Genomic DNA, 12,599 nt, shown 5'->3' on the forward strand with positions numbered 1-12,599 from the left:
CGCCGGGCAGGGCCCGGCGCGGGGTCCTTAAAAGTCGTAACGCAGGCTGATGCTGGTGGTACGGCCGGCAATCGAGCGCGCGCGGATGATGCCATTGGCCGGAATGGTCGCCTCTTCGGCTTCGGTCAGGCCAAAGGTGTTGAACAGGTTGTTGACGTTGAGCGCCACGGTGAGCGCGTCGGTGACGCGGTAGTCGCCGAACAGGTTCACCTGCGTATAGCCGGGCATCTTCAACTGATTGGCGTCTTGCGTGTAGGCGTCGGTGGTGCCGATCAGGTTCACGCCGAACTGGTAGCTGTCGCCGCGGTAGCTGGGCGTGAGCTGCCACACCACATCGGCCTGGCGACGCGGCACGTTGCCGGTGTTTTCCGGGGTGATCTGATCGCGCGAGATTTCTGCATCGGTCCAGGTCAGGCCGCCATTGAGGGTGAAACCTTGGTAGCGATAGCTGGCTTCCAGTTCCACGCCGTGCGCTTCATAGCTGCGATTGAAGAACCGCTGGCTGGTGATTTCGAAATTCTGCTCCTGGGTCCGTGCAGAGAACGCGGTGGCGAACAGGCTCAGCCCGTCGCGGCGCCACTTCAGGCCGGCTTCGGCCTGGCGCACCACGTTGACGCCTTCCTCGGAAGACACCGAACCGTCGTCGCGCACCACGCCGAACAACAACCGGTCTGCGTTGGCGCGTGCGCCGCGGCTGATGCGCGCAAACGCGCCCAGGTCGTCGGTGATCAGATAGTTGCCGCCCAGCGAGTACGACAGGTAATTCCAGTCGTAGTCCACCGGGCGCGAATTGGCGGTGTCCACCGTGGCCACGCGCTGTTCCACCGGTTGGATCACGCCATCGCCGTTGACGTCCAGGTTCTGTGCGATGGCAGTGCCGTTGTAGCTGCCGCGCGCATCGCCCATGTCGTAGCGCAGGCTGCCGTCGACGCTGAACTTGCCGCTGTCGAAGGTGAGCGCAACGTAGGGCGCGTTGACGTCGTAGCGCACGTCGTAGCTGCGGGTGACGCAGCAGTCGCCCCAGAACGGCGTGCCGTAGGCGTACAGGCCGTTCTGCGAGCGTGAGACGCCGGCCGCGTCCACCACGTTGAGCAAGCGCGAATTACGGCCCAGGCTCTGCACGTACGAGTTCCAGGTCCAGTCCATGTCGATGGTCTGGCGTGAGCTGTAGTAGCCCATGCGCAGGTTCAGCGTGCGCCCGTCGCCGCCGAACTCGCGCGAGACGCTGAGGTCGTTGGTGACGTTGCCCAGGTCGTTGATGGCCACGTTGAACAGGTGGGTGCGAATCGCGTTGCCGGTGTAGGCCTGGCCAGCATTGGGTCCGCCGGCTTCCACCAGTTGCGCACCGGCACCGCCGATGGAAGCGGCCAGCGACGCGGCGTCGGTGACTTCGGCCGGGAACGGGCTGACGAAGCGGCCGCTGTTGTCGGCGACGCGGAACTTCTCGCTCAGGTTCCAGCCATTGCCCAGGTCGAACCAGGCCTCGGCACCGATGGTGCGCGAGATGGGATGCATGCCGTCGCCCAGATCGGTGCGGCGCGGCTGGTTGTTGCCGTCCAGGCCCACGTCGGTGCGAAAGTTGCGGCTGTACAAGGTGTCGTTGCCGGGATCGAAACCGGGAAAGCCACCCAGGTCTGGCGAGCCATCGCGGCCGCGCACCGAGGTGGGCACCGGCAGGTAGCCGGCGGCGCGGTCGTTGAGGTATTTGCCGTACAGGCGCACGTAGCCGTTGTCGAACAGGCGGGTGAGGTTGGCCTTGAGCTGGCCGCCCTTGTCGGTGGTGTAGCCGGCATCGCGCACGCCATCGCCCTGGCGGAAGAAGCCGCCGATGTTGAACTGCCATTGCTCGGCGAACGGTGCGCCGTAATTGAAGTCGATGCGGGTGTTGTCGTAGTCCAGGCCGCGGCTGACGCCGACGCTGCCGCCTGCGGTGTCACCGGTCTTGCTGATGAAGTTGATGATGCCGCCCGGCGCGTTGCTGGTGAAGGTGGACGCCGAACCGCCGCGGATGGCTTCGATGCGGTCCAGGGTGAAATCCGAACGCAGGAAGATGTCCGAGTTGCCGAAGGCGATATCGCCGAACTCCATCACCGGCAGGCCATCTTCCTGCAGTTGCAGGAATTTCGCACCGCCGGAGGCCACTGGCAAACCGCGCACGGCGATATTGGCATTGCCTTCGCCACCGCTGGATTCTGAGCGGATGCCGGGGATATTGCGGAAGATTTCTGCCGTACTGCGCGGCGCCGATTGTTCGACCGCCTCGGCGCCGACGGTACTGACCGAGACGCTGGATTTCAGTTTGGTGGTGGCGGTGGAGGTGCCGGTGACGAACACCGAATCCAGATTGACCGCGGCGCTGTCGGCAGCCGGCGGCGTGGCCGGCGCAGCGGCGGCTGTGTCCTGGGCCAGCGCGGCGGGCGCGCACAGGCAGGAGACGACCGCGCAGGCCAGGGCATGCAGGCGCATGGTGTGCAAGGTGGACATTGCGATTCTCTCTCTCACAGATGGTAGTGTGCCGACGCCTGCATCGTCCCCTCCCAGGGAGTGGCCATGTGGCCTGCAGTGCGAGCGCAGTAATACGCTGCAATACAATCGATTGCAATCCTGCGTCGCAACATAAATGGCAAGTTGCATCTGATTTATTTCAGATGGGGAAACGTGCTGCGATGCAGCGTTACAATCGATTGCATCAACGGCAGGGTACAGTGCGCTGCGGCCACCGGGAGCCGCACCGATGCAAAGGGCCTTGCATGTCGTCGACCGTTCCTAAGCTCTCCTTCGCGCGCATCCTGGCGCTCAACGCCGGGTTTTTTGGCGTGCAATACAGCTTCGGGCTGCAGCAGAGCAACATGAGCCCGATCTACAACTATCTGGGCGCCGACCACGCCAACCTGCCGTACCTGTGGCTGGCCGGGCCGATCACCGGCCTGGTGCTGCAGCCGTTCGTAGGGGCGTGGAGCGACCGCTCGGTGACGCGGTGGGGCCGGCGCATGCCGTACATGGTGCTGGGCGCGCTGGTGTGCAGCCTGTGCCTGCTGGCGATGCCGTTCAGTACCGCGCTGTGGATGGCGGTATGCCTGCTGTGGGTGCTGGATGCGGCCAACAACGTGGCGATGGAGCCCTACCGTGCGCTGGTGAGTGACGTCCTGGCGCCGCCGCAGCGACCGCTGGGGTATCTCACCCAGAGCGCATTCACCGGCCTTGCGCAGACGCTGGCCTACCTCACGCCGCCGTTGCTGGTGTGGATGGGCATGAACCAGGACGCTGCCAACGCACACCACATCCCATACGTCACCATTGCCGCGTTCGTGATCGGCGCGGGCTTTTCAGCAGGCTCGATCCTGCTCACCGCACGCAGCGTGCGCGAGCCGGCGATCGCGCCGGCAGAGATCGCACGCATCCGCCAGCGCGGCGCCGGGCTGGGTGCGACGGTGCGCGAAATCGGCAGCGCGCTGCGCGAGATGCCGCCCACCATGCGCCAGTTGGCCCCGGTGATGCTGTTTCAGTGGTACGCGATCTTTTGCTACTGGCAATACATCGTGCTGTCGCTGTCGACCACGTTGTTCGGCACCACCGACCCCACCTCGCATGGTTTCCGCGAGGCCGGCCTGGTCAATGGGCAGATCGGCGGGTTCTATAACTTCGTTGCGTTTCTGGCGGCGTTTGCGATGGTGCCGGTGGTGCGTCGCTTCGGTCCCAAGTACACGCATGCGGCCTGCCTGGTCGCCGCCGGTATCGGCATGTGGCTGCTGCCTGGCATCGAAAATCGCTGGCTGATGCTGCTGCCGATGATCGGCATTGGCCTGGCCTGGGCCAGCATGATGGGCAACCCGTATCTGATGCTGGCCGACAGCATCCCGCCCGAGCGCACTGGCGTGTACATGGGCTTGTTCAACCTGTTCATCGTACTGCCGATGCTGATCCAGATCGTCACCTTGCCGCTGTATTACGAGCATGTGCTGCACGGCGACCCGCGCAACGTGGTCCGTCTGGCCGGCGCGCTGATGCTGGCAGCGGCAGCGGCGATGCTGTGCGTACGGGGCCGCAAGCAGGGGACGAGCCCGGCAGGGGCGTAGCAATGCGGGGCTGACATCGCTGGCTGCCGCAGATGCCAGACGCGGGTGCCTGCCGGGTTGCCTGGGGTGGCGAGTACGGTGGATCGGCTGGCCGCCGGCCCTCATTCGCCCTTCGGGTACCTTCTCCCGCAGGCGGGAGAAGGAAGCGGGTTGCCGGGCTGGTATCTCCCAATCCCGAATCCCGAATCTCCGCCTCACGCCGACTCGCGCACCACCAGCTTCACCGGCATTTCAACCGATTGCACCTGCTCGCCTGCAATCAACGCCAGCAGCCGGTCTACCAACAACCGCGCGGCCAGGCCCAGATCCTGCTGCACGGTGGTCAACGGCGGTTGGCTGTAGGCGGCCAGCGGGATGTCGTCAAAGCCCACCAGCGAAATGTCCTGCGGCACGCGATGGCCGGCCTCGACCAGGGCGCGGATTGCACCCACGGCGATGACATCGGAGGCGGCGAACAGGCCATCGGGCGGGTCGGCTTTCTTGAGCATCGCGCGGGTAAGGCGGTAGGCATCTTCGCTGACGAAATGGCTGCGCGCGTGCAGCCGCGTATCGAATTCCAGCCCGTGTCGCTCCAGCGCGTGGCGATAGCCGGCAAACCGCGGTGCCACCTCGGGCAATTGGTCGTCGCCCAGAAAGGCGATGCGCTGGCGGCCGCTGGCGATGAGATGGTCGGTGGCGAGCACGCCGCCCTGGAAATTGTCGCTACCCACGCTGATGTACGACTGCCCATCGATGCGGCTGCCCCATACCGCCATCGGCAGGCCGTCGCGTGCGGCTGCATCCAGCGCGGCGTGTTCGGAACTTTGCCCCAGCACGATCACGCCGTCGGAGCGGCTGCCGCGCGCGAGTTGTTCCACCCAGCCATCCTGATGCCGGTCCAGTTTGGAGAGCAGCATGCTGTAGCCGCGTCCGGTGAGTTCTTCGGCCAGCAGCGCCAGCATGGTCATCAGGAACGGGTCCGAAAGCGGCTGATCCAGCGCATGCATCATCGGCACTGCCACGCTCACGGTGTTGGAGCGTTTGGCGCGCAGGCTGCGCGCCACCGGGTCGACCTGGTAGCCGGCATCGGCCGCAATCTGCTTGATATAGGCGCGCGTGCGTTCGGCCACGACCGGGCTGCCGGCCAGGGCCCGCGACACGGTGGATTCGGACACGCCCGCCATGCGCGCGATGTCGGCCATCTGCGGACGGGCAGTGAGCGTGGTGCGGTCTGAAGGTTTGGCCATGGCAGCGCGCTGCGGAAAAGCCAGAGTGTAATCAGTTCGCACTAGAGGCGGGTTGTTCGCACGGTGGCGGCTGCTTGCGCGCGCGGGCGCGGCGCACACGCGCACGCGCACGGATCTGCTGGCCTTGTGGGCGCTGCCGCAGATCGGGCGCCGGACGTGCGGGGCAGGTGGGCAGCGAGACATCTAGCGGTGCGCGGCGAGAGCGTGTTGTGCGTACAGCGCAACGGGCCTCGTTTGCGCGCTCGCTCAGCCCATGTAGAGCCCGCCATTCACCGCGTAATCAGCGCCGGTGACATAGGCGGCCTCATCGGAGGCGAGCCAGGCGCACAGTCCGGCAACTTCGGCCGGTTTGCCGAGCCGGCGCACCGGCACCGAGGTGGCCAGGCGATCGAGCACATCCGGCGGAAAGCTGCTGATCGAGGCGCTGGCGATATAGCCGGGCGAGATGGTGTTGACGGTGACCCCGCGCGAGGCGACCTCTTGCGCCAACGCACGGCTGAAACCATGCATCGCCGCCTTGGCGGTGGCGAAATTGATCTGGCCGATCTGCCCCTTGTGCGCGCTGACCGAGCCGATATTGACGATGCGCCCCCAGCCGCGCGAGGTCATGCCATCGACCACCTGCTTGGTGATGTTGAACAACGAATGCAGGTTGCTGGCGATCACCGCATTCCAGTCGTCGCGGCTCATCTGCCGGAACAAGGTGTCGCGGCTGCCGCCGGCATTGTTGACCAGCACATCGATCTCGCCGACTTCGGCCTTGACCTTGGCGAACGCAGCCACGGTGGATTCCCAATCGGCGGCATTGCCTTCGGATGCCACGAAATCGAAGCCCAACTCGCGCTGCTCGCGCAGCCACGACGCCTTGCGCGGCGAATTGGGCCCGCAACCGGCAACCACGGTGTGCCCGCTGCGCGCCAGTTTCTGGCAGATCGCGGTACCGACACTGCCCATGCCACTGGTGACGTATGCGATGCGGAGAGTCATTGGGTGTCACTCCTTCGGAGTTGGGATTCGGGATTGGGGATGACGGGATTCGCAATAGCGGGCAGCGGTATTCGCTTTTGCGAATCCCCAATCCCGAATGCCGAATCCCGGCGCGCGGCTAGCGCGCCAAAGGGAACAGACCAAACAACAACCCGCCGCCCAGCATCAACAGCGAAATCAGCACCGCCCACTTGAGCGTGAAGCGTTGATGGTCGGCGAAGTCGACCTTGGCCAGGCCGACCAGCAGATAGGTCGATGGCACCAGGGGGCTGAGCAGGTGCACCGGCTGGCCGGCGAGCGAGGCGCGGGCCATTTCCACCGGGGTGATGCCGTAATGGCCTGCGGCTTCGGACAGGATCGGCAGCACGCCGAAATAGAAGGCGTCGTTGGACATGAAGAACGTGAACGGCATGCTGACGATCGCCGTGATCACCGCCAGATACGGGCCCCAGCTGTCGGGAATGACGGCCAGAAAACTGCGCGACATCGCTTCGACCATGCCGGTGTTGGACAGGATGCCGGTGAAGATGCCCGCAGCGAAAATCAGCGACACCACCGACAGCACGTTGCCGGCGTGATTGACCAGGCGGCGGCGCTGCTCGGCGAGGTTCGGGTAGTTGATCATCAGCGCCAGCGCAAAGCCGATCATGAACAACACCGGCATCGGCAGCACGCCCACCACCAGCGCGCCCATCAGCGCCAGGGTCAGGATCAGGTTCACCCACAGCAGCTTGGGCCGCTTCATGTCTTCGGTGTCTTCCACGCGCGGCAATGCGTCGTTGTCTTCCGGGATGCTGGTGTCCAGCCAGTTGCCGTCCGCCGGCAGGCGCACCACGCCCAGGCGGCGACGTTCGCGCATGCCCAGATACCAGGCCAGCGTGAGAATGCCGGCGATCGCCAACACCATGGCCGGCACCAATGGCACGAACACATCGGCCGGATCCACATGCAGCGCGGTAGCGGCACGCGCGGTGGGGCCGCCCCACGGGGTCAGGTTCATCACGCCGCTGGACAGGATGGTGACGCAGGTGAGGTTGAGCGCGTTCATGCCCAGGCGCTGGTACAGCGGCAACATCGCAGAGACGGTGATCATGTAGGTGGTGGAGCCGTCGCCGTCGAGCGAGATCAGCAGCGCCAGGATCGCTGTGCCCATCACGATCTTCAGCGGATCGCCCTTGACCAGGCGCAGGATGCGGCCGACCAGCGGATCGAACAGCCCGGCATCGATCATCACCCCGAAATACAGGATGGCGAACATCAACATGACGCCGGTGGGCGCGATCTTCTTGATGCCTTCGAGCATCATCTCGTTGATGCCGGTGCCGAAGCCGCCCAACAACGCGAACACGATCGGCACCGTGATCAGAGCTACCAGCGGCGACAACCGCTTGCTCATGATCAGGTACATGAAGGTGATCACCATTCCGAAACCGAGCGCGGTCAGCATGCGGGAGAATCCTTTGAGGCGTACGGCAGGGGGAGAGTGGAGCTCAGCGTTGCGCAAGGTGCGCAGCGCCGACGATGCAGGTATGCGGTTGCTGCTGGACGTACGCGAGCTAGCGCAAGCGCGGCGTTGCGCGCGTACCTGCCGCGGTAGCGGCGCGTTGCGCCGCTATGCGCGAACAGCGTGCGCACGTCGGTGTTTTTGATTGCCGACACGATGCAGTTGCGCATCAGAAGTCGTACTGAAAGCGGCCGGTTACCGCCAGCGTGTGGTCGACCACTGCGTTGGCGATGCGATCGCGGTTGTGGCTATCGATCACGTTGAGCATCACGCGCAGGTTCGGCTTGAAATACCAGTTGCCGCCCAGCGTCCACGACTGCGTGCTGGCGTTGATGAAGTCCGGTTGCCCGTCCAGATGCTGGCCGCCACGCATGTAGTCGTAGCGCAATGCCAGCTCGAACGCACCGGACGGGCTGTTGGGCGTGGCAATGCGGCTGAAGCGGCCGGTCTTTCGGTCGTACCCGCGCGATTCGCCGGTGACGAACCAGCTGACCAGCCCATAGCTGGCCAACACCTTGGCGTGCTGCGCGCCATCGTCGAGCAGGCCACCGCTGAATTCGCTCTGCCACGACCACGGGCCGAGCACTTCGGCATATTCCAGCGACCATTTGTCGAAATCGGTATCGCGGCCATCGGCAAAGCGCGCCAGAGTGATGCGGCTATTGTTGGCCAGATCGTTTTCCGGACGTGGGCGGATCAGCAGCGATGAAGCGCCCCCACTGCCCGGATGCGAATAGCGCTCGTGCGCCAGCGAGACACCCAGGTGGCGCAAGCGCGCCTGGCCCATCTCCGGCGCATAGGTCAGGCGCGTGCCGAGCGCACCGCCCTTGGTCGAAGAATTGTCGATGCTTTCCAGGCTGTAGGCGGACGTTGACCAGGTTGCATCCGGGCGACTGGTCTGCCAGGAAATGGCCTTGCGGTAGATCGGCGCCAGCGTGGTCGAGGCGTAGCCGCGTTCCAGGAACGGGCCGTAGTTGGAGCCGGTGCGATCGTCGAGCGAGAAGTACTGCTTGAATTGGCCAACGGTCAACGTACCGGCCGAGAACTTCTTGGCGATATAGACATCGCGCGCCAGGATGCCGCGGCTGCCCGCCTCGTATTGCAGGCCGGCGAAATCCGCCTCGGCCTTGTAGTTGAAACCGTAGAACTTGCCGGACACGTCCAGCCACACGCGGCGGAACTGGGTGTCGTTGCGCTCGCGTGCACCACGGTCGTCGTTGTCGAACATGGTGAAGTCCCAATGCACGCGCCCGCCCACTTCGGCAGTGACCGGGCTGGCCTCGTCGGCTGCATGTGCCGCCGGTGCCAGGCAGATCGCCGCGCAGGCGCCCAAGGCACGCAAACGCAAGGTGTCGTTGCTCACAGACCCTCCCAGGTACAGGTGTGAATCACGTTTGGCAATGCACCGCACAACCGCCGCGGCGCGTTGGCAGCAGCCTAGTCCGGCGAAGCTGTCATGGACCTGTCGTTTGGGGGCGGGGATTGGGGAGTCGGGATTTGGGATTCGTAAAAGCAGAGTTGCAACAGCGGCGAGCTTTTGTACGCGTGGCCTGTTACCTTCCGGCCGCGACCAACCGCTGTTCCGAATCCCCAATCCCTATTCACGATTCCCCGCCCCATGCGCCTTCTGCTAGTGGAAGACAATGCCGATCTCGCCGATGCCATCGTGCGGCGCATGCGCCGTAGCGGACATGCGGTGGATTGGCAGGCCGATGGGTTGGCGGCGGCCAGCGTGCTGCGGTATCAGAGCTTCGATCTGGTGGTGCTGGACATCGGTCTGCCCAAACTCGATGGGCTGCGGGTGCTGGCCGGCATGCGCGAGCGGGGCGATACCACGCCGGTGCTGATGCTGACCGCGCGCGATGGCATCGAAGACCGCGTGCAGGCACTGGATGTCGGTGCGGACGATTACCTGGGCAAGCCCTTCGACTTTCGTGAGTTCGAAGCGCGTTGCCGCGTGTTGCTGCGGCGTAACCGGGGGCAGGCCAGCGAGGTGGTACAGATCGGCGGATTCGTCTTCGACAATGCCGCGCACACGCTGCTGCTGGATGGCGTGCCGATCGAGTTGCCCAATCGCGAATATCGCCTGTTCGAGATCCTGATCGGACGGCTCGGGCAGGTGGTTGGCAAGGACGAGATCGGCAACGGCTTGTTCGGCTTCGACGACGACGCCGGCCCCAATGCGATCGAGCTGTATGTCGGCCGACTGCGGCGCAAACTGGCCGCCGCGCCGTTGCGTATCGTCACCGTGCGCGGTGCCGGTTACAAACTCGAAGAAGCCGACCCGCATGCGCCGGTGGAGCCGGGCGCCGATGGCTGAGCCGCTGATGGTGGCACCGTCGATCCGGCGCACCTTGCTGCTGTACCTGGGCAGCCTGTCGCTGCTGGGTGCGGTGGTGCTGTTCTTTGCCGCACGCGATTATGGCGAGCGGGCGGCCAATCGGTCCTACGATCACCTGCTGGTGTCCTCGGCGCTGTCGATCATCGACAGTGTGGCCTTGGTCGGCGGCGACTGGCAGGTGGATCTGCCGTATGCCTCGCTGGATCTGCTCGGCATGGCGCCGGAAGACCGCGTGTTCTATCGCGTGTTCGATGCGCAGGGCCGCACCATTACCGGCGAAGACACGCTGCCGCCGCCGCCGCGTGCGCCCCGCGACGAGCGGCCGCTGCTGTTCGATGCGCAGTACAGCGGCGAGCCGGTGCGCTTTGCGGTGGTGATGCATCGGGTGGCGTCGGCCTCGGGGCAGGGCGAGGTGCGCGTGCAGGTGGGCCAGACCCGGCGCGCACGTGATGCGGTGGCGCGCGATGTGGTGCTCAACGCCTTGGTGGCGATCGGCGTGCTGTCGCTGCTGGCGCTGGGCCTGGTGTGGCTGGGTGTCTACCGCGCGTTGCGGCCGCTGCAGCGCATCGAGCGCGATCTGTCGCGGCGCGAACCCTCCGACCTCAAGCCGCTGAACGTGCCGGCGCCGCAGGAAATGCAGTTGATGGTGACCGCGCTCAACCGGTTCATGGCGCGGCTATCGTCCAGCAACGAAACCCTGCGCGCCTTCATGGCCGAAGCCGCGCACCAGATGCGCACACCACTGGCGGCCTTGCGCGCGCAGGCGCAGCTGGCGATGGACGACGACGACCCGCACGAGATGCAACGCAGCCTGGTGGCGATCGAGCGCAACGCCAGCCATATGAGCCGGCTGCTCAATCAGTTGCTCAGCGATGCCAGCGTGATCCACCGCGCCAACCTGCAGCGCTTTGCCACCGTGGATCTGGCCGATGTACTGCATCAGGCCCTGCACGAAGCGCTGCCGCGCAGCCCAGGCGCACCGCGCGTGCAGCTGGCGATCGACCCGAAACCGGCGCTGCTGCGCGGCGATGCCTTGCTGCTCCGCGAGGCGCTGAAAAACCTGATCGACAACGCCTGCAAATACGGTGCCGGTGCCGGTGCCCCGCTGCAGGTGGCGCTCACCAGCGACGGCAACCACCACGTGCTGACCATTGCCGATCATGGCCCGGGCATTCCGGCGGCCGAAGCCGAGCGTGTGTTCGAGCGTTTCGTGCGGGGGGCGGATGCCCCGGCCGGCGGCGCCGGGCTGGGGTTGGCCATCGTCAAGCGCGTGGTGGAAGCGCATGGCGGGCGCATCGATCTGTCCAACCGCATCGGTGGCGGCTTGATCGCCTCGCTGCATTTTCCCGGAGGAGACGCGTGATGCGGGCGATGTGGATGCTGCTGTTGCTGCTGGTCCATGGCCTGGCCTGCGCGGCGCCCGGCGATGTGCGGCGCTTTCCTGCACAGGGCCCGGTGCGTGTGCAGCTGCGCGTGCAGGGCTCCACCGACCTGGAAGTGTTCGGCGCAGTCATCCGGGATTACCAGCGGCTGCATCCGGGCACCGAGGTGATCTACGAAGACGTGATTGCCTGGGACATCTATGACCGTTATCTGCACCCAGGCCATGGCGCACCTGCTGCAGACATGCTGATCAGCGCCAGCATGGATCTGCAGACCAAACTGGTGAACGACGGCCACGCGTTGGCGCATCGCTCCGCACAGACCGAAGCCTTGCCGGCGTGGGCGCAATGGCGCCATGAAGTGTTCGGCATCAGCTACGAGCCGGTGGCCATCGTCTACAACACGCGCAAGCTGGATGCCGCCCGCGTGCCGCGCACGCGCCGGCAGTTGCTGGCGTTGTTGCGCGCGCCCGATGCACCGCTGCGCGGCAAGGTCGGCACCTACGATGTCGAACGCAGCGGCGTGGGGTATCTGTTCGCGACCCAGGACGGCCAAGTGGGCAGTATCGCCGGCGCGCTGCTCGCGGCGCTGGGGGCCAACCGGGTGGTGTTGGAGGAGCGCACCGGCAGCCTGCTCGATCGGGTCAGCCGTGGCGAGCTCCTGCTGGCCTACAACGTGCTTGGCTCCTACGCGCAGGCCCGCATCGATGCGGGCGCGCCGCTGGGCATCGTGCAGCCGCAGGACTACACGCTGGTGGCGCTGCGCACGGCGGTGATCCCCAAGACGGCGCCGCATGCGCCGGAGGCGCGCCGGTTTCTCGACTACCTGCTTTCGCCGCGCGGCCAGCAGGTGCTGTCGCGCGAGGCGCGGCTGATGCCGATCCTGCCGGCCGCCGGTGGCCGCGGCGGTTCGGCGCAGCCACCGTTCCGCCCGATCCCGCTCGGCCCCGGTCTGCTGGTGTATCTGGACAAGCTCAAACGCCGCCAGTTCCTGGACGCCTGGCGGGCGAGCACGCAGCCGCCGCGTTAGAGCGTGTGATGCACGTTGAGATGAGATGCATTGGCCGTCAGCGGTGTGGAGCG

Annotated in this window: 9 protein-coding genes; 4 read left to right on the plus strand and 5 right to left on the minus strand. The window is 65.7% G+C overall.

Translation table 11 applies throughout. From position 1 onward, the window contains the following. Positions 1-27: 27 nt before the first annotated feature. Positions 28-2,484 carry a TonB-dependent receptor gene (locus AC1POX_RS05005; protein WP_372356817.1) on the minus strand — a complete coding sequence of 819 codons (2,457 nt, stop codon included), beginning with the start codon at positions 2,482-2,484 and terminating at the stop codon, positions 28-30. A 266-nt stretch (positions 2,485-2,750) separates the two neighbouring features. Between AC1POX_RS05005 and AC1POX_RS05010 the strand changes: the two genes are divergently transcribed. Further along, positions 2,751-4,076 carry an MFS transporter gene (locus AC1POX_RS05010; protein WP_122272353.1) on the plus strand — a complete coding sequence of 442 codons (1,326 nt, stop codon included), beginning with the start codon at positions 2,751-2,753 and terminating at the stop codon, positions 4,074-4,076. A 194-nt stretch (positions 4,077-4,270) separates the two neighbouring features. Here AC1POX_RS05010 and AC1POX_RS05015 read toward each other — a convergent pair whose 3' ends face one another. From AC1POX_RS05015 to AC1POX_RS05030, 4 genes are all read right to left on the minus strand, one after another. Further along, positions 4,271-5,302 (minus strand): LacI family DNA-binding transcriptional regulator, encoded by a 1,032-nt coding sequence (locus tag AC1POX_RS05015; protein ID WP_008573641.1) that lies wholly within the window; start codon positions 5,300-5,302, stop codon positions 4,271-4,273. Positions 5,303-5,548: 246 nt separating this feature from the next. Then, a complete protein-coding gene (gene phbB / locus AC1POX_RS05020) occupies positions 5,549-6,289 on the minus strand; it encodes an acetoacetyl-CoA reductase (RefSeq protein WP_005912059.1) in 741 nt (246 codons plus the stop codon). Positions 6,290-6,407: 118 nt separating this feature from the next. Further along, on the minus strand, positions 6,408-7,736 hold the full coding sequence (locus AC1POX_RS05025; RefSeq protein WP_005912056.1) for a CitMHS family transporter: 1,329 nt from the start codon (positions 7,734-7,736) through the stop codon (positions 6,408-6,410). A 226-nt stretch (positions 7,737-7,962) separates the two neighbouring features. Continuing rightward, positions 7,963-9,156 carry an OprO/OprP family phosphate-selective porin gene (locus AC1POX_RS05030; protein ID WP_372356818.1) on the minus strand — a complete coding sequence of 398 codons (1,194 nt, stop codon included), beginning with the start codon at positions 9,154-9,156 and terminating at the stop codon, positions 7,963-7,965. A 255-nt stretch (positions 9,157-9,411) separates the two neighbouring features. On the opposite strand from AC1POX_RS05030, the gene AC1POX_RS05035 reads away from it, so the two are divergent. Genes AC1POX_RS05035 through AC1POX_RS05045 form a run of 3 tightly spaced genes read left to right on the plus strand, consistent with a single transcriptional unit; the run spans position 9,412 to position 12,546 of the window. Further along, on the plus strand, positions 9,412-10,113 hold the full coding sequence (locus AC1POX_RS05035; RefSeq protein WP_005912054.1) for a response regulator transcription factor: 702 nt from the start codon (positions 9,412-9,414) through the stop codon (positions 10,111-10,113). Beyond that, positions 10,106-11,497 (plus strand): sensor histidine kinase, encoded by a 1,392-nt coding sequence (locus tag AC1POX_RS05040; protein ID WP_184420959.1) that lies wholly within the window; start codon positions 10,106-10,108, stop codon positions 11,495-11,497. The genes AC1POX_RS05035 and AC1POX_RS05040 overlap by 8 nt, the downstream gene beginning before the upstream one ends. Further along, the gene (locus AC1POX_RS05045; RefSeq protein WP_041855086.1) at positions 11,497-12,546 is read left to right on the plus strand and encodes an ABC transporter substrate-binding protein; all 1,050 of its coding nucleotides are present in this window, start codon (positions 11,497-11,499) and stop codon (positions 12,544-12,546) included. The genes AC1POX_RS05040 and AC1POX_RS05045 overlap by 1 nt, the downstream gene beginning before the upstream one ends. Positions 12,547-12,599: the final 53 nt, after the last annotated feature.

The sequence above is a fragment of the Xanthomonas sp. NCPPB 3442 genome (assembly GCF_056725145.1).